The organism is Sciscionella sediminilitoris, assembly GCF_000737195.2.
Taxonomy (GTDB): Bacteria; Actinomycetota; Actinomycetes; order Mycobacteriales; family Pseudonocardiaceae; genus Sciscionella; species Sciscionella sediminilitoris.
Genome location: NZ_JALM01000007.1, coordinates 38,066 through 55,964 on the forward strand (window position 1 = coordinate 38,066; position 17,899 = coordinate 55,964).

Genomic DNA, 17,899 nt, shown 5'->3' on the forward strand with positions numbered 1-17,899 from the left:
TGGTGCGGCCGTGATGAGCATTGTCGCGGTCGTCATCTTCGTCGTCGCGTACGTCTTCATCGCCAGCGAGAAGCTGCCCAAGATGGCGGTGGCGCTCGCCGGTGCCGCGGTCGTGCTGCTCATCGGGGTCGTCGGCTCGAAGGACGCGTTCTTCTCCGAGGACACCGGGGTCGACTGGAACGTCATCTTCCTCTTACTCGGGATGATGATCATCGTCGGCATCCTGCGCAGAACCGGCGCCTTCGAGTACACCGCGATCTGGGCGGTCAAACGCGCCAAGGGCAAACCCCTGCGCATCATGGTGCTGCTGGTGACCATCACCGCGGTCGCCTCGGCCTTCCTGGACAACGTCACCACGGTGCTGCTGATCGCCCCGGTGACGATGCTGGTCTGTGACCGGCTCGGGATCAGCAGGGTGCCGTTCCTGATCGCCGAGGTTCTCGCCTCGAACATCGGCGGTGCGGCAACCCTGATCGGTGATCCGCCGAACATCATCATCGGCAGCCGCGCGAACCTCGACTTCAACGAGTTCCTGATCAACATGGGCCCGATCGTGCTGATCGAGCTGATCGTGTTCGTCATCTGCCTGCGCTGGCTGTTCCGCGGTTCGTTCACCGTGGATCCGGAGAAGGTCAGCGATGTGATGGCGCTGAACGAGCGCGAGGCGATCAAGGACACCAAGCTGCTCATCAAGTGCGGCATCGTGCTGCTGCTGGTGTTCATCGGGTTCATCGGGCACTCGGTGTTCGAACTCGACCCCTCGATCGTCGCGCTGATCGGGGCCGGGCTGCTGATCCTGCTCTCCGGCACCAAACCCAAGCAGTACCTCGCCGGGGTGGAGTGGGAGACCCTGCTGTTCTTCGCGGGTCTGTTCATCATGATCGGCGCGCTCGTGAAGACCGGCGTGATCAAGTACATCGCCGGACTGGCCGCGGACGCGACCGCGGGCAACGCCCTGTTCGCGGTGATGCTCGTGCTCGTGGTCTCCGCGGTGCTGTCCGGGATCGTGGACAACATCCCCTACGTGGCCACGATGAGCCCGATCGTGCTGCAGCTGACCAACGACTTCGCGGACCCGGTGCACTCCGAGGCGCTGTGGTGGGCGCTCGCACTGGGCGCGGACTTCGGCGGCAACCTCACCGCGGTGGGAGCGAGCGCGAACGTGGTGATCATCGGGCTCGCCAAGCGCGAGGGCACGCCGATCTCGTTCTGGGACTTCACCAAGAAGGGCATGATCGTCACACTGCTGACCGTGGTGATCGCCGCGCCCTATCTGTGGCTGCGCTATTTCGCGTTCTGATCCGCCAGTTCCGGGACCCGCACGCCGGAGCGCGGAGCGGGCAGGAACGGCGCGGCGAAGGTGGCCCCGATGTGGCGCCGGTTGCGTACCAGGGCGGTGATCGCGAGCGCCGCGTAGAGCACGCAGAGCACGTAGCGCGCGGTCTGCCCGGGCACCGCGAACTGCACCGCGAACAGGGTGAGCAGGGTCCACGCCGCCCACCTCGGGAAGCGCATGGCCAGCAGGGCGGCCACCCCGAGCAGCGTCTGGGTCGCGGTGAGCAGGAACTCCTCGATCTGGCGCCCGTCCAGGTGCAGCGAGAGTCCGCCACCGCCGAGCAGATAGGCGATCGGGAGGCTGCCCACGAGCAGGGTCCACTGGTTGACCTTGGCCGAGATCAGCGTGCCGATCGCGGCGGATCCCTTGCCGTGCACCGCGAACAGGATCGCCACGATGAATTCCGGGGCCTCCGAGGCGAGCGGGGCGAGCCATTGCACGAGCAGGAACTGGTCGATACCGAGCCGGGTTCCGGTTCCGATCAGGGACTGGGCGAACGGCTGCGCGCTGGCGAGGATGACCGTCGCGGCGTAGGCGAAAAGGGCGATCACCAGGGTCCGCCGGGTCCGTGCCGGGAGCGCGCCGATGGTCGCCGCGGTGCCGACCAGTTCGGGTTCGGCGGACTCGGTGCGCGCCACCCGGACGAGGTAGTACACGAACAGCCCGAGCAGTGCGGCCCCGAGCAGCAGCGCGATCTGCCCGGTCGCCGGGATCACGAACGCGGCCAGCGAGGCGATCGCCAGGAAACCGAGCTCGATCCGGTGGTTCGATTCGAGCACGAGCGCGGAGACGGGCTTGCCGGTGCGCTTGCGGGTCACCGCCAGCGCCACGAGCACCACCAGCGACCAGCCGAGGCCGAGCAGCAGCCGGTTCGATCCGGTCATGTTCGCCGCCGCATAGGCCACGTGCGCCGGATCATGTCCCGCGGTATAAGCGAAGTAGAGGTCCACGGCGTACTCGGGGAGCACCGCGATCACCGCGAGGATGGCGATGGCGAGCCCGCCGGAGATGTCCGCCTGTGCCGCCTCGGCGGCCCAGGCGAGCAGGAACGACGCCGCGGCCACCGCGATGCCGTAGAGCAGCAGCCCGGCGACCGGATCGAGCTCGATCCCGGAAAGCCGTACGGCCAGGGCGGGAAGCGTGAGTACGCCGCAGAGCAGCAGCACCCGCAACAGCCTTGCCATGGTGATCCCTCTTCCCGGACTCGTCTCGGTCCCCGCCGAGACGTCCAGGGGGATCTCGGCCAGGCAATACGTCGCTGGCCGAAGGTCTCGCCCGCCCGTTTCACACGGGCGCCACCACCGGAGGACCGCGGTCCTCAGTCTGTCGACGGTGGGCTTCTGGGCTACTCCCCTTCGACGAGGTCCATCATGCACGAAGGTTTGATACTTTCGCAAGTACCGAAATGAAAGACTCGGTGAACGGAGATTCGCCGGGTGGGGGACAATCGGGTGATCATGTCCCCAGCTGATGCCCCGGCCGACACGCCGGAACCGACCGACGCGCAGCTGAACTCGGCTGCGGGAACCTTCGCACTGCTGGCCAGCCCGACCCGGTTGCATCTGGTGTGGCTGATCACCAACGGCCCCTATGACGTCGGCACCCTCGCCAAACGGGTCGGTCTCACCATCGCCACGGTGAGCCAGCACCTGAGCAAACTGCGGCTCGCCGGGGTGATCACCGCGCGCCGATCGGGGCGGCGGCAGATCTACGCGGTCGAGGATCCGCACGTGATCGCGCTCGTCGACCAGATCTTCGAGCACATCGCTCCGGACGGCAGCCTGGCTCCCGACCCGCCACGGTGAGGTAGCCATGGGCACGGTGAACGGTGCTGTCGGCCACAGCGGATAATGTGGCGCCGTGACTGCTGCTGATTTCTACGGTGCGGATGACCTCACCCACCTCGAGGGGCTCGAGGCGGTGCGCAAGCGCCCCGGCATGTACATCGGTTCGACCGACAGCCGGGGTATCAATCACCTGTTCAACGAGATCATCGACAACGCCACGGACGAGGGCGTCGGCGGGCACGCGAGCATGGTCACGGTCACGCTGCACGCGGACGGCAGTGTGCAGGTCGACGACGACGGCAGGGGGATCCCGACCGGGGTGCACAGCAAGTCCGGGCTCTCCGGGGTCGAGCTGGTGCTCACCCGGCTGCACGCGGGCGGGAAGTTCGGCGGCAGCGGCTACAAGGCCTCCGGTGGTCTGCACGGGGTCGGCGCCTCCGCGGTGAACGCGCTCTCGCACCGGTTCGACATCACCGTCAAGCAGAAGGGCAAGGTGCACGAGATGTCGTTCGCGCACGGGGTGCCCGGCGTGTTCGACGGATCCGGCCCGAAGGCGAAGTTCACCAAGCAGTCCGGGCTGCGGGTGGCGCGCAAGCTCAAGCGCGGCGAGTCGACCGGCACCTCGATCCGCTACTGGTACGACGCCAACTACTTCGAGAAGGGCGCCGAGCTCGATCTCGAAGTGCTGCGCCAGAAGGTGCGCAACACGGCCTTTCTGGTGCCGGGTGTCACCTATGTGCTGCGCATCGCCGGTGACGACGCCATCGAGGAGGAGCGCTTCCACTTCCCGAACGGCCTCTCGGACATGGTGGACTTCCTCACCCCGTCCGGGGACCGTCCGGTCTCCGGGACCCTGATGATCACCGGGGAGGGCACCTACAAGGAGAACGCCGCCGACGAGAACGGCGTGATGCACTCCAACGTCGAGCGCCACGCCGAGGTCGAGGTCGCGCTGCGCTGGGGCACCGGTTACGAGCGCACCGTGGAGTGCTTCACCAACACCATCCGGAACATGCACGGCGGAACCCATCGCAAGGGTTTCGACCGCGCCCTGTCCCGCGCCATCCAGGACGCGATCGGGCGCACCCGGGGCCTGCTCAAGCCCAAGGAGGACATGCCGACCCTCGAGGATGTGCTCGAGGGGGTCACCGCGGTGATCCACGTGCGCATCCCCGAACCGCAGTTCACCTCGCAGACCAAGGACGAGCTGTCCACCGCGGGCATCACCAAGGTCATGACCGGAATCGTGGAGAAGCAGGTCAAGGAGTGGACCGACGGGCGCAAGACCAAGGCAGAAGCCAAGACCGTGCTGCAGAAGGTGGTCGACGCGGCCCGGGTCCGGCTGGTGCACAAGCAGCAGAAGGACGCGGCCCGGCGCAAGACCGCGCTGGAGGGCGCGGCCATGCCACCCAAACTCGTGGACTGCCGCACCACCGGTGTCTCGCGCAGTGAACTGTTCCTCGTCGAGGGGGACAGCGCGCTCGGAAGTGCCCGCATGGCAAGGGTTTCCGAATACCAGGCGCTGCTTCCACTGCGCGGCAAGATCCTCAACGTGCAGAAGGCCAACCTCGGGGACACCCTGAAGAACGCCGAGATCGCCTCCATCGTGCAGGTGCTCGGCGCCGGGACCGGGCGCACCTTCGACATGTCCACCATGCGCTACGGGCGGGTGATCCTGATGGCGGACGCGGATGTCGACGGTTCGCACATCCGGACCCTGCTGATCACCCTGTTCGCCAAGTACATGCGCCCGGTGATCGAGGACGGCAGGCTCTACGCCGCGATGCCCCCGCTGCACAAGGTGATCACCAAGGGCCGCTCCGGCGAGACCAGGTACACCTTCACCCAGCGGGAGATGGAAGAGGCCGTCACCGAGATCCAGCAGGCGGGCAAGCAGGTCGTCACCCCGGTGCCCCGGTTCAAGGGGCTCGGCGAGATGGACGCGGACGAGCTCTGGGAGACCACCATGAACCCGGCCACCCGGGCGGTGCGCCGGATCACCCTGGACGACGTGGAAGCCGCCGAGACCGCGCTCGAACTGCTCATGGGGGAGAAGGTCGAACCGAGGCGCAACTGGCTCGTCGCCTCCGCCGACCGCGTCGACCGCGAAGCCATCGATATCTAAGAGGAGCACCATGGCACGCCGCAACGGCCCCAAGACGAAGATCGATCCGAGCGTCTTCGACAACGCGGGTGCGCGGGTCTACGACAATTCCGTGAAGACCGAGATCGAGGACTCCTATCTGGAGTACGCCTACTCGGTCATCCACTCCCGCGCGCTCCCGGACGCGCGGGACGGGCTCAAGCCGGTGCACCGCCGGATCCTGTTCTCCATGAACGAGAACGGGTACCGGCCGAACCACGCCTACGTGAAGTCCTCGCGCGTCGTCGGCGACGTGATGGGCAAGTACCACCCGCACGGGGACACCGCCATCTACGACGCGATGGTCCGTCTCGCGCAGGACTTCTCGATGAACGCGCCGCTGATCGACGGGCACGGGAACTTCGGCAGCCCGGACGACGGACCGGCCGCGTCCAGGTACACCGAGGCGCGGATGTCCCCGGAGGCCATGGCGCTGGTCGGGGAACTCGGTGAGGAGACCGTCGACTTCCATCCCAACTACGACGGTTCGCTGGCCGAACCCGAGGTGCTGCCCGCCGCGTTCCCGAACCTGTTGGTGAACGGCACTTCCGGGATCGCGGTCGGGATGGCGACCAACATGATCCCGCACAACATGGGCGAGGTGATCGCCGCGACGCGCTGGCTGATCAACCACCCGAACGCGAGCCTGGACAAGCTGATGGAGTTCGTACCGGGCCCGGACCTGCCGACCGGGGGCAGCCTGCTCGGGCTCGACGAGGTGCGCCGCGCCTACGAGACCGGCAGGGGCGTGGTCCGCATGCGCGCGAAGGTGGAGACCGGCCCGCTGGAGGGCAGCCGGGGCCGCCAGGCGATCACGGTGACCGAGCTGCCCTACGGGGTCGGCCCGGAGAAGATCATCGAGAAGATCACCGACGAGGTCGGCAAATCCAAGCGGTTGACCGGAATCGCCGATGTCAAGGACCTCACCGACCGGGAGAACGGCACCCGGCTGGTGATCGAGTGCAAGGTCGGGGTGAATCCGCAGGCGCTGCTCTCGGACCTGTACCGGCTCACCCCGCTCGAGCAGTCCTTCGGCATCAACAACCTGGTGCTCGTCGGTGGGCAGCCGCAGACGCTCGGGCTCAAGCAGCTGCTGGAAGTGTTCCTGGAGCACCGCTACGACGTGGTCACCCGGCGCACCAAGTACCGGCGGCGCAAGCGCGAGGAACGGCTGCACCTGGTCGACGGTCTGCTGATCGCGCTGCTGGACATCGACAAGGTCATCAAGCTGATCCGGAGCAGCGAGAACGCGGCGGCCGCGAAGGAGGGCCTGATGAGCAAGTTCAAGCTCTCCGAGATCCAGGCCGCTTACATCCTGGACACTCCGCTGCGCAGGCTCACCAAGTACGACCGGATCGAGCTCGAGGAGGAGCAGGAGCGGCTGCGCGCCGAGATCGCCGAGCTGACCGCGATCCTCGAGGACGACAAGGAACTGCGCAAGGTCGTGTCGAACGAACTGGCCAAGGTGGCCAAGGACTTCGACCACCCGCGCCGGACCGCCCTCGTCGACGGGGACCTCAAGGAGGTGCTCGCCGCCTCGAAACCGGCCGGTCCGCTCGAGGTGGCCGACGATCCCTGCCAGGTGATCCTCTCCGCGACCGGGCTCGTTGCGCGCACCGCGGCCGAGTCCGAGGAGGCCAGCGAGGCGCGCACGCGCAGCGGGCGGGCCAAACACGATGCGGTCGCCGCCATCGCGCACACCACGGCGCGCGGGCAGGTCCTGCTGATCACCAGCAGCGGGCGGGCGGTGAAGACCGATGTGCTGCCGATTCCGGTGCTGCCCGAGCAGTCCGGAACCGTGTCCCTGCGCGGCGGGGTGGCCGCGCGTGAACTGCTCTCCCTGGCCAAGGGGGAGCGGGTGGTCGGCCTCGCCCCGCTCGGCGAACGGGCCGCCGGATCACCGGGGCTCGCGATCGGCACCCGGCGCGGGGTGGTGAAGGTGTGTTCCCCGGACTGGCCGGTGCGCTCGGACGAGTTCGAGGTGATCGGGCTCAAGGACGGGGACGAGGTGGTCGGCGCGAGCTGGCTCGCCGACGGCAATGAAGCGCTCGCGTTCGTCACCTCGGAGGCGGCGCTGCTGCGGTTCGACGCCTCGATCGTGCGCCCGCAGGGGCTCAAGAGCGGTGGCATGGCCGGGGTGAAACTGGGCGCCGATGCACGCGCGGTGTTCTTCGGCGCGGTCAACACCACCGATGTGGAACACGGCGCGCCCATGGTGGTCACCTCGACCGGGCAGAGCGTGAAGGTCACCCCGTTCGCCGCCTATCCGGCCAAGGGCAGGGCGACCGGCGGGGTGCGCGTGCACCGTTTCCTCAAGGGGGAGCACGAGATCAGTGTGGCGTGGATCGGCCAGCGGCCCGCCGGTTCGACCGACAACGGTGCGGCGGTGGAACTGCCGGAGACCGACAACCGCCGCGACGGTTCGGGACACGCGCACCCGGGCCCGGATGTCGTCGGCCACCTGATCGAACGGGGTTAGCGGGCGTAGGCCCGGATGAAGGTGTCGGCCGCGGCCTTGGCGATCGCGCGCCTTGCCGCGGCCGGCACCTTGCGGCTGCCCGAGCGGGACCGGTGCTCCATCGGCCCGGCGAGCAGTGCCTCGAACTGTTCGGCGGCCTGCGCCGGATCGCACTCGCGCAGGGTTCCGTCGAGCACCAGGTGCGCGAACCGGTCGGCGAGCGCGGCGACCACCCGTTCCCCGGTCTGTTCCCGGATCTCGCTGTGGATCTCGGGGAAGGTGCTCGCCTCCGCGCACAGCAGCCTGCGCACCGCCACCGAGCGGTCATCGGCGTAGCACTCGATCAGGCGGACGCCCAGATCCTCGAGCCGGGCGCGTAGTTCGCCGCGCCCGTCGCTGAGCCGCTGCACCACGGCGAGGTTGCGCCCGAGCACGCGCTCGGCATCGGCGGCCAGCGCTTCCCGGAACAGCGTCTGCTTGTCGGTGAAGTGGTTGTACACGGTGGGTTTGGCGACCCCGGCCGCGGCGGCGATCACGTCCACCGCGGCGTTGGCATAGCCGTCCCTGGCGAAGACCTGGAACGCGGCGTCCAGGATGGCCGCTCGTTTGTCGATCCGCCCGGTGCTCGCCGCCGAAGGGTGCTGTGCCATGTCGCCGATACTAGCCGATCTCATTGATTGAACTCACGGGTTCAATTCGCTAGGTTGAACCGGTGAGTTCAATTCAAACAACTTCCGAGTCAAGTACTCGGCTCGACGGCCCGGTGCTGCGCCGCATTTTCGTGCTGCTGCTCGGCGGAATCATGGGCATCCTGGACGCGACCATGGTCGGGGTCGCCACCGATACGCTCGCCGTGCGGTTCTCCGCGAGCCTGGCCACGGTCGGCTGGGTGGCCTCGGGATATCTGCTCGCGGTCGCCGCGATGGTCCCGGTCGCGGGCTGGGCGGTGGGCCGGTTCGGGGCGAAACGGCTGTGGCTGTTCGCGCTCGCCGTGTTCCTGCTCGGCTCACTGGCGGCCGCGTTCTCCTGGGACATCGCCAGCCTGATCGGATTCCGGGTACTGCAGGGGCTCGGCGCCGGGTTCCTGGAGCCGCTGCTGCTGACCATGCTCGCGCGCGCCGCGGGGCCCGCGCGGACCGGCAGGGTGATGGGGCTGATGGGGGTGGTGCTCTCGCTGGGCCCGGTTCTCGGCCCGGTACTCGGCGGGCTGGTGCTGTCCTCGCTCGACTGGCGGTGGATGTTCTGGATCAACCTGCCGATCGGCGCGCTGGCCTTCCTCGGTGCGCTGCGGATGATCCCCACCGATGAACCCGGCAACGCGGGGCGCTTCGATCTGCTCGGTTTCCTGTTGCTTGGCCCGGGATTCGCGCTGTCGATGCTCGGTCTCGCCCGGCTCGGCGAGGAACCAGGCACGCTCGGCGCGATTCTTCCGCTGGTGGCCGGGATCGCGCTGCTCGCGTGTTATCTGCCGCGTGCCTTGCGCGGGCGCCGGGAACCGATCCTGAATCCGCGGCTGTTCACCAACCGGGGGTTCACCGGGGCGGTCGCGGTGATGCTGTTCACCGGAGCGGCGATGTTCTCCATCACCTACCTGTTCCCGCTGTACTACCAGCAACTGCGCGGTTTCGGTCAGTTCGCCGCCGGGCTGCTGATCGCGCCGTACGGCATCGGCTCGGCGCTCTCGATGCCGTACGCCGGGCGGCTCGCCGATCGGATCGGGACGCGCGGCCTCGCCGGGCTGGGAGCCGCCGGGTCCGCGGTCGTCATGCTGGGCCTGGGTTTCGCGGGGACCGGCACCGGTCTCGGCTGGGTCCTGATCGGGCTGTTCCTCGTCGGTGCCGCCATGGGGCTGGTGGCCGCGCCGACGATGGGCTCGCTGTACCGCAGCCTCCCGGAGGAACAGATGGCGCAGGGCAGTTCCGCGCTGTACATGCTCAACCAGTTCGGTGCCTCGTTCGGGGTCGCCCTGGTCATGGTCCTGATGCAGGGCGGTGCGGGCTATCCGGGTGCGGCGTGGTGGATCGCCGGGGCGTTGCTGGCCGTAGTGCTCGTCGCCAGGTTGCTCCCCAAGCCGCAGCATTAGGTTAGGCTCACCTATGTGAAATCTGGTCGAATGGCGGCGGCACTGCTGACCGTGCTGCTCGGATGCGGACTGACGGCGTGCGGATCGGGCACCGGAACCGAGGACGCGAAGGCCGCCGGTGGCGGTCCGTTTCCCGTTACGGTGCAAGGAAAACTCGGAGAGGCGCAGATCGCGCACCGGCCGCGGCGGGTGGTGGCGCTGGACTGGACGAGTGCGGACATCGCGGTGACCCTTGGCGTGCGGCCGGTCGCCATCGCCTCGGTGGCCGGTGCGCCGAACGGGATCGAACCGTGGACCGCGGCGCGGCTCGGCGGTTCGGCGCCGGAGCGGTTCTCCACCACCAACGGTGATCCGATCGAGAAGATCGCCTCGTATCGCCCGGATCTGATCCTCGCGGCGAAGGACTACAACCTCACGGACTCGTATCCGAAGCTGAGCAGGCTCGCCCCGGTGGTGCACTACACCGGCGGCCCGAACGCGGACAGCTGGGAGCGCAGCACCCAGGTGATCGGCCGCGCACTCGGCACCGAGGACCGGGCGAACCGGCTGATCGCCGAGACCAAGGAGGCGATCGGCAAGGCGCGTGGCGAGCTGTCCTCCCTGCGGGACAAGAGCTTCAGCTTTCTCGTCGCCCCGCAGGCGAACGGGGTGCACGTGGTGAACTCCGGCCGGGATGTGAGCGCGCGGCTGCTCGGCCAGCTCGGGCTGCGGCTCTCCGCCCCGGTGCAGCGGCTGCCGGACTCCTCGACCGTGGGGCGGGCGAAACTGAGCTACGAGACCCTGGGCACCGCCGATGCCGATGTGGTTTTCGCTACCGGGCAACCGGATTCGCTGCAGGCGCTCAAGGACAACCCGGCCTTCGGCACGCTCGCCGCGGTGCGGGCAGGGCACTACATCCCGCTCGAACCGCAACTGGCGCAGGCAGTGGCCTTTCCCTCGCCGGGCAGCCTGCAGTGGTCGCTGCGCCAGCTCGTGCCGAAGCTGCGCGCGCTGCACTGAGCTAGCTCGCGGTGGACCGAGGTCACACTTATTAGTAGTTAGTAACTGGTAACTTGTGATCATGGCCGAACCGATGAGCACGGAAAGCCGGGACCACGCGCTCACCCGGCGGGACGGGCGGCTGAGCCGCGCGCTGGTGTGCACGGCGTTGGCGGGAGCGGTGATCGGCAGCGTCGGAGCGCCGCTGATCACCCCGGTCGCCACGGGAATGCACGTGTCCCTGGACGCCGCGCAGTGGACCCTGACGGTGACCCTGTTCAGCGGGGCGATCGCGGGTCCGGTGCTCGGCAGGCTCGGCAGCGGCCCGTACCGCCGGATCACGATCCTGGTCACGCTCGCCCTGGTGGTGGCCGGTGGGCTGCTGACCGTGCTCCCGCTTCCGTTCGCGGCCCTGCTGATCGGCCGTGGATTACAGGGCTTCGCGGTCGCGGTGGGGGCCTTGCTGATGAGCGTCGCCCGCGCCCATCTGCCACCCGAGCGGTCGGCGTCCACGATCGCCGCGCTCTCGGTCGCGACCACGGTCGGCATCGGGGTGGGGTACCCGGTGATCAGCCTGCTCGACCAGCTCGCGGGCCTGCGCGCGGCCTACGGACTCGGGCTCTTGCTGTCCGCCGCCGCACTGGTGATCGCCTGGCGAACGCTGCCGGTGGAGGAACCCGGGCCGCGTCCCCGGATCGACCTCGCCGGTGCGCTGCTCCTGGCCATCGGCACCCTCGGGGTGCTCCTGGTCGTGGCCGAACCCTCGATCTGGGCCACGGCGTGGCTGGCCGGTGGCATCCTCGCCGGTTCCGTGGTGATCCTGGCCTGCTGGGTTTTCCTCGAACTGCGCGCCGCGGCGCCATTGGTGCACCTGCGGCTGCTCGGCCAGGGCCCGGTGCTGCGCGCGAACCTGGCGATACTCGTCGCGGGCACTGGGTTGTACCTGCTGTTCAGCCTGTTCACCCGCTACGTGCAGACCCCGTCCGGTGCACACTACGGATTCGCGCTTCCCGGGGTCGCCGCCGGTGCGGCACTGATCCCGTTCTCGCTGCTCGGGTTCCTCGCGGGAAAGGCGGTGCCGCGCCTGAGCACGCGGATCACCGAACGCTGGACGTACGCGCTCGCGGTCGTGATCGCGGTGGCCGGCGCGCTGCTGTTCACCATCGGCAGCGAGTCCTTGCCGGTGGTCCTTCTCGCGATCGCGCTGCTCGGCTTCGCTGTCGGCGGTGTCTTCGCGGTGCTGCCCAGGCTCGTGCTCGTCGGTGTGCCGCAAGCCGAGACGGCCAGTGTGCTCTCCATCAACCAGATCGGCCGCAGCATCGGGATGAGCATCGGCAGCGCGCTCTCCGGTTTCCTGCTCGCCGCCGCAACCCCGGATGGCGCGATGCTGCCCGGTCAGCACGGCTACCTCAGCGCGGCGCTGTGGGCCCTGCCCCCGTTGGCCCTCAGTGCGCTCATCGTCGCCGTTCCCCGGTCCCCGCGTGGATCGGGGAACGGCTAGGGCTGTTCGTACACCAGGATGTAGCGCCAGAACAGGAGGCGCCGGATCCGGGCACCCGGCAGCTGGGTGGCGGCCGCGGAGCGGATCCGGGCGAGGGTCTCCCCGGCAGGCTTGGTGCACATCGGCGGGGTGCGGGGCGTGTTCCGGCCGCGCAGTGCCGCGACGAGCAGATTCGCCGCTGCGGCGGCGAGCCCGAGCAGCCGGTCGCTGATGGTGTGCTTCCGGTAGAGCCCGAGGACGACCAGGGTGCCGCCCGGTTCGAGCAAGCCGCGCAATAGGGGAAGGGCCTCGGTCAGCGGCAGGTGGTGCACGGTTGCGATGCTGACCACCGTGGCATACCGGTCCAGCCGAGCGGTCCGCACATCCGCGGTCAGGTAGCGGACCCCGCCGCCGGATCGGGTCGCCCCGGCGATGGCGGCCGGATCGGTGTCGATGCCGTCCACCCGAGCCCCGGTCGCGGCGAGCTTCCTGGCGAATTCTCCTGTGCCGCAACCGATATCGAGTGCGGAGCGGGGTTTTTCCGGCAGTTGCCGCAGAATCAGCCGATGATAGTGCGCGTTGTGGTCCCACGGCCGTGCGGCGTGGAACCGGTCCATGGCAGCGATCAGCCGGGCACCCAGACTCGTCACGAGCGATGAGGGTACCCGGCTGATCGTGGTTCAGCGGTGCACTGTGGGCATCACCAGCGGGCGTGGAAGATGCCCCACGCGAGGTTGCCCGCCTTGCCGCCGTCCACCCAGTGCCGCAGCCCGGTCTTCATCGGGTCGAGGTAGTCGGCGGAGAGGCCGAGCTCCGACTCCCGGGCCTCGGTCTCCTGCAGCACCCGGCCGTAGTGGGTGGTCAGCTGGTCGGTGTGCGCCTCGAAGTCGACGTTCTTGACCCCGAGCCTGCCCAGCTCGCGCCGGTAGTAGTCCGGAGAACCCATGGTGTCCAGGTGCAGCCGCTCCAGGATCGGGCGCAGCGCGCTGCGCGGGCAGTTGTCCGCGGCCATCGGGTCGGTGAACAGCAGCTCACCATGCGGCTTGATGACCCGCTCGATCTCCTGGAGCACCCGGGTGCGGTCCCCGCTGTGCAGGAAGGCGTCCTGGGACCAGACGACGTGGAAGGTGTCGTCGTCGAAGGGAATGTCCTCGAAGGAGGCATCCACCACTTCCACCAGGTGGGACAGGCCGCGCTCGGCGTTCATCGCGCGGTTGCGCTCGTTCTCCTTCTCCGAGAGGTTCAGACAGGTCACGTGGCAGCCGTAGGTCTCGGCGAGATACCGGGCGGCACCGCCGAATCCGGCGCCCACGTCGAGCACCCGGGTCTGCGGGGTCAGCGTCAGCTTGTTCGCCATCCGCTCCACGGTGCGCCGGCTCGCCGAGGCGATCTCTTCCTTCTCGTTCTCGTAGAGGCCGATGTGGATGTCCTCGCCGCCCCACACGGAGAAGTAGAAGTTGTCCGCGTCCTCGGAGTTGTAGTAGTCCCGCGCGGTGTGCACGGCCTTGGAGTACTTGCTGGTGTCCGCCTCGGCGATGTACTCCTTGCTCGCCACGTGCACCAGGAAGTCCGGGTCCGCCTCGGTGTAGCTCTCCTGGAAGTCGCCGTAGGTGTCCACATTCTGGAAGCCCACCTCGCGCAGCAGCCTGCGCACGTAGTCCTTGCGCAGCGGGTACATGTTGAGGTGGTAGACCGACTTGTCCGGGAAGGTGTAGCGGAACCGGGCCAGCCCGTCGTCCACGTACTCCGGCTCGGCCGAAACCGAGTCACCGCAGTAGTAGTAGGTGTGCTTGCTGGAGAATCCGTTGTCCAGGATCGCGTCGTAGTTGCGCTGGTCGAGAATCAGGATGCCGTCGTGCTTGAGCACCGCGTAGAACTCGGCGAGCGCCTTGCGCCGGTCGCGCTCGGAGAACAGGTGGGTGAACGAGTTGCCGAGGCAGATGACCGCGTCGAAAGTGCCGTGCACATCGCGGTTGAGCCAGCGCCAGTCCGCGGTCACGACCTGCAGGATGTGCCCGCCGTAGAACCGGCCGTTGTCGAACGCCTTCGCGAGCATTTCCTGGCTGCCGTCCGCGCTGACCGTCTCGAAGCCCTCTTCGTTCAGCCGCACGGAATGGAAACCCGTGCCGGTCGCGACATCCAGAACCTTCTTGACCCCGCGTGATTTCAGCAGGTCGATGAAGAAGCTGCCCTCGCTCTCGTAGCGCTTCTTCCAATCGATGAGCTCGTCCCATTTGTCGACGAATCCACCGACGTACTCGTTCGTGTAGTGGTCCGATTCCCGTACCTCGAGAGGCTCGTCGCCGAAGTTCTGGGCAGGGTGCGGCTCGACAGGTGGTAGATCGGGGACCGCGGGATTCGTGCCTGCCGTTTCGACGTCACTCGAGTCGTTGGTACGGGTCGGTTGCGCCGGCGACTTGGCCATTGTCTCGTCCTCCGCGTCTGCGTTACTACCTGAGCGTGCTCGGTAATTTGCGTTCTGCTATTTTCTTTTATTACTTCGGTTATATTTGATTTTTACTGGAATTCGGTCGTGTTTCGCGCATGCTCGTGCGCCGTCAGCGTCGACGGTTACGACCGGGTATCGCGCCGTGTTCCTGCCGCGTCATTGCGGAATATGCTCGCGTTCAGTCGCCCAGCATTGCTAATTGGCCGGCGCGCTCGATCGGCCTTGTTTGCCGATCTTCCGGAATTCCATACTTATCGTATGCATTCTTCGATCGCGGGACAATGGTGCGAAGGCGTGAACACGGGGCGCTTCGATGTCGCCCTGGGTGAACCCGCTTCGGCGTGAATTCGTACGCCTCGCGAAGCCGTCCCGAATGCTGTTTCTCGTGGTAGCGGTGCCGCATTCGAATCGACATCCACGGTGGAGCCGGAGAACGCATGCACGCCGTACTTCACCCTTTCCTTCATTCGATTGGAGCACTTGGATGCTACTAGCAGTGGAGATTAGAGGCAATGGCTCCGGATGTGTTGCTCCACTAGCCGTACGTTCGCCGGATTCGCGCTTCGGAGCGTAATGCGCACTTTGATGCGGAAGGCGCAACAAATCTTGGGTGCGCCCATGTCATTTCCGGTCGCGTACGGAACACGTAAATTCCGAGGGAGTACGCGCACCGCACGCCGCGAATTTCGCGCGCGGGCGCGCGAGCCCGGTCCGCCAGCTTTGTCACCCCGCGGCGCGGCGCACGGCCGGGCGCCCCGGGGCAGCGGGCGTGATGTCGATCTCGTCACGGTTCAGTAGAGCCAGCGAGACTCGGCGACCACCTGCTCGGGATCGGCGCCGGCGAAGTGGGCGTGCTCCTCGCGGCGCAGATCGGCGATCAGCCCGCTCAGCTCGGTGCCGAAGGCCCGGCACAGCACCGGATCCGCTTCGAAGGCCGTGGTGGCCTCGGCAAGGCTGGTCGGCAGCCGTTCGGCGCCGCGGTCCGCGTCGAGGCTCGCCGGGTCGACGGTGATCTCTTCGGGCAGCCGAGCGCCCTCGCGGTACCCGGCCAGCCCGGCGAACAGCAGCCCGGCGGCGAGCAGGTAGGGATTGGCGGCACTGTCGAAGCACTTGACCTCGATATTGGCCGCGCTGTCGCGTTCGCCGTCCACGCCCTGGATCCAGCGCAGCGCGGCCTCCCGGTTCTCGGTGCCCCAGCAGCGGTAGGGGGCCGACCAGTGCCGGGGCACCAGGCGCAGGTAGCTCGCCGCGGCCGGTGCGCCGATCGCGAGCAGTGCGGGCAGCCGGTCCAGGATGCCCGCGGCGAAGGAACCGCCCGTGTCACCGGGGCCCGCGTCGATCAGATTGCGCTGCCCGGACCAGATGCTCAGGTGCACGTGCAGTCCGTTGCCCGCGGCCCCGGCGAGCACCGAGGGCGCGAAGCTGGCCCGGCAGCCGTGCTCGAAGCTGACCGCCCGGATGGTCTCCCGGACGAGCACGTACTCATCGGCGGCGCGCACCGGATCGGCGGCCGCGATGGACAGCTCGAACTGCGCGGCCGCGTACTCCGGGTGCACCTGGTCCACCTCGATGCCCTGGGCGCCAAGGCAGGCGACGATCTCGGCGAGGTACTCGGCGCGTTCGGTCAGCCGCCCGAATCCGTAGGGCTGGCCACCCGCGGCCGGGGTGAACGAGCCGTCCTGGGCCGGCGTGCCGATGATCCACTCGATCTCGAAGGCCATCCGCGCGCGCAGTCCCGCGGTCTCGAGCGCGGAGACCGCCGAAGTGGTGAGGGTGCGCTGGTCACCAGGATGCGGGGTGCCGTCCTGGCGGAGCCGGTCGGCGGGTGCCCAGGCCCAGCCGGGCGCGGCCGCGAAGGTGCTGAGCCGGTCGAGATCGGGATGCAGCCGGATGTCGCCGACGACACCGGGGGAGTGCGCGCTCGGCACCGGGACGCTGCGCGCGGAGAACCCGTCGAAACACGGCGACATGCCGACGCCCCAGCGTGCCGCGTGGGTGAGCCGGGAAAGCGGGACCGCCTTGGTCCGTGTGATACCCGCGTTGTCCACGCAGGTCAGCCCGACCATGGTGACTCCGTGGCCGGCCAGTTCGGCGCGCATCGCCTCCGCGCGCTCGCCGAGCCGGCGCCGTGCTTGCTGATCCAACATCCTTGTTCGACTCCTCGGGTCGTCCCACCCCGCACGAGCTCACATGATCCACCCAACCGCCCGCGCGCGCACGGTGGGAATATGGAGCCATGATGGCGCCATTGAGCTGGGGGAACGCGTTCACCACCTGGCGGCTCGACCTGCCGAGCACGATCGTGTTCCTGGTGCTCGGGTTCGGTTACCTGGTGCTGCTGCGCCGTGCCAAGGGCTGGCCGGTGCGCGATGTGCTGCTGTTCGAGCTCGGCGTGGTGTTCGGGCTGATCGCGGTGAACAGTTCCATCGAGGCCTACAGCAGGACGTTGTACTGGATGCACATGATCCAGCACCTGATGATGATCATGGTGGTGCCCGCGTTCCTGATCCTGGGCAGGCCGCTGACGCTGCTCGCGCGCGTCGGGGGGCAGCGGGTCGCCGGGGTGTTGCGCGGGCGCACGGTGGCCGCGCTCACCGCGCCCCCGGTCACCCTGGTGTTCTACGCCGTCGTGGTCGTGGGAACCCACCTGACGGCGTTCCTGCCCGCGGTCCGGGACAATCCGGGGCTGCGCTACCTGGAGCTCGCGCTGTACCTGCTGAGCGGGTACCTGTTCTTCATCACGATGTTCAACTGCGAGCCCATCCGGTGGCGGCTGTCCTATCCGCTGCGGTTGTTCCTCTCGTTCATCGGGATGGTCGTGGACACCGTGGTCGGGGTGATCCTGATGATGCACAACACCGATCCCTTCGCGATCAGTGGAATGGTGCCGAACGACTGGGGGCCCGCGCCGCTTTCCGATCTGCGCACCGGTGGGGCGGTCATGTGGGTGCTCGGGGACGGGCTCATGGTGCTGATCGCGGTGTACATCATCGGCGCGTGGATCAGTGCGCCACGGGATGCCGGAATGGGGCGCTGGCTCGAGGCCGCGCGCCGCCAGCAGTTCGCCGAGGCCACCGGAACCCAGCCGGAGACCGCGCCCGAGCACGGTGAGGACAGCACCATCGACGACGAGGAAGAGGCGAATCTGGCCGCCTACAATGCGATGCTGCGCAGGCTGGCCGCGG

At 68.2% G+C, this 17,899-nt stretch carries 13 protein-coding genes; 8 read left to right on the top strand and 5 right to left on the bottom strand.

Annotated elements, in window-relative coordinates:
• The first annotated feature begins 13 nt into the window (after window positions 1–13).
• The gene (locus AD72_RS03230) at window positions 14–1,300 is read left to right on the top strand and encodes an ArsB/NhaD family transporter (RefSeq protein ID WP_031464852.1); all 1,287 of its coding nucleotides are present in this window, start codon (window positions 14–16) and stop codon (window positions 1,298–1,300) included.
• Here the strand turns inward: AD72_RS03230 and AD72_RS03235 are convergent.
• Entirely contained in the window at window positions 1,285–2,520 is a 1,236-nt protein-coding gene (locus tag AD72_RS03235; RefSeq protein WP_037344719.1) for a sodium:proton exchanger, read from the bottom strand. The two genes, AD72_RS03230 and AD72_RS03235, sit on opposite strands and share 16 nt — an antisense overlap.
• A gap of 273 nt (window positions 2,521–2,793) precedes the next feature.
• Between AD72_RS03235 and AD72_RS03240 the strand changes: the two genes are divergently transcribed.
• Genes AD72_RS03240 through AD72_RS03250 form a run of 3 tightly spaced genes read left to right on the top strand, consistent with a single transcriptional unit; the run spans window position 2,794 to window position 7,745 of the window.
• Window positions 2,794–3,141, top strand: a complete 348-nt coding sequence (locus AD72_RS03240) for an ArsR/SmtB family transcription factor (protein WP_031464854.1) — start codon at window positions 2,794–2,796, stop codon at window positions 3,139–3,141.
• A 55-nt stretch (window positions 3,142–3,196) separates the two neighbouring features.
• Window positions 3,197–5,248, top strand: a complete 2,052-nt coding sequence (locus AD72_RS03245; RefSeq protein WP_031464855.1) for a DNA gyrase/topoisomerase IV subunit B — start codon at window positions 3,197–3,199, stop codon at window positions 5,246–5,248.
• Window positions 5,249–5,258: 10 nt separating this feature from the next.
• Window positions 5,259–7,745 (top strand): DNA gyrase/topoisomerase IV subunit A, encoded by a 2,487-nt coding sequence (locus AD72_RS03250; protein ID WP_031464856.1) that lies wholly within the window; start codon window positions 5,259–5,261, stop codon window positions 7,743–7,745.
• Here AD72_RS03250 and AD72_RS03255 read toward each other — a convergent pair.
• Window positions 7,742–8,374 carry a TetR/AcrR family transcriptional regulator C-terminal domain-containing protein gene (locus tag AD72_RS03255; RefSeq protein WP_031464857.1) on the bottom strand — a complete coding sequence of 211 codons (633 nt, stop codon included), beginning with the start codon at window positions 8,372–8,374 and terminating at the stop codon, window positions 7,742–7,744. The genes AD72_RS03250 and AD72_RS03255 overlap by 4 nt on opposite strands.
• A gap of 62 nt (window positions 8,375–8,436) precedes the next feature.
• On the opposite strand from AD72_RS03255, the gene AD72_RS03260 reads away from it, so the two are divergent.
• From AD72_RS03260 to AD72_RS03270, 3 genes are all read left to right on the top strand, one after another.
• Window positions 8,437–9,807, top strand: a complete 1,371-nt coding sequence (locus tag AD72_RS03260) for a DHA2 family efflux MFS transporter permease subunit (RefSeq protein ID WP_231644717.1) — start codon at window positions 8,437–8,439, stop codon at window positions 9,805–9,807.
• A gap of 15 nt (window positions 9,808–9,822) precedes the next feature.
• Window positions 9,823–10,806: an ABC transporter substrate-binding protein gene (locus AD72_RS03265; protein WP_156365026.1), complete on the top strand. Its 984-nt coding sequence runs from the start codon at window positions 9,823–9,825 to the stop codon at window positions 10,804–10,806.
• A gap of 61 nt (window positions 10,807–10,867) precedes the next feature.
• Window positions 10,868–12,286 carry an MFS transporter gene (locus tag AD72_RS03270; protein ID WP_231644718.1) on the top strand — a complete coding sequence of 473 codons (1,419 nt, stop codon included), beginning with the start codon at window positions 10,868–10,870 and terminating at the stop codon, window positions 12,284–12,286.
• On the opposite strand, the gene AD72_RS03275 is transcribed toward AD72_RS03270, so the two are convergent.
• The 3 genes from AD72_RS03275 to AD72_RS03285 form a co-directional block, all read right to left on the bottom strand.
• Complete coding sequence (locus AD72_RS03275; protein WP_031464861.1) at window positions 12,283–12,915, bottom strand: class I SAM-dependent methyltransferase; 633 nt, start codon at window positions 12,913–12,915, stop codon at window positions 12,283–12,285. The two genes, AD72_RS03270 and AD72_RS03275, sit on opposite strands and share 4 nt — an antisense overlap.
• Before the next feature lie 50 nt (window positions 12,916–12,965).
• The gene (locus tag AD72_RS03280) at window positions 12,966–14,690 is read right to left on the bottom strand and encodes a glycine/sarcosine N-methyltransferase (RefSeq protein WP_031464862.1); all 1,725 of its coding nucleotides are present in this window, start codon (window positions 14,688–14,690) and stop codon (window positions 12,966–12,968) included.
• Window positions 14,691–15,505: 815 nt separating this feature from the next.
• Window positions 15,506–16,861, bottom strand: coding sequence for a type I glutamate--ammonia ligase (locus AD72_RS03285; protein WP_031464863.1), 1,356 nt, complete (start codon window positions 16,859–16,861; stop codon window positions 15,506–15,508).
• Between the two features lie 89 nt (window positions 16,862–16,950).
• On the opposite strand from AD72_RS03285, the gene AD72_RS03290 reads away from it, so the two are divergent.
• Window positions 16,951–17,899: cytochrome c oxidase assembly protein (locus tag AD72_RS03290; RefSeq protein ID WP_037344729.1), on the top strand; the 949-nt coding region annotated here is incomplete at its 3' end.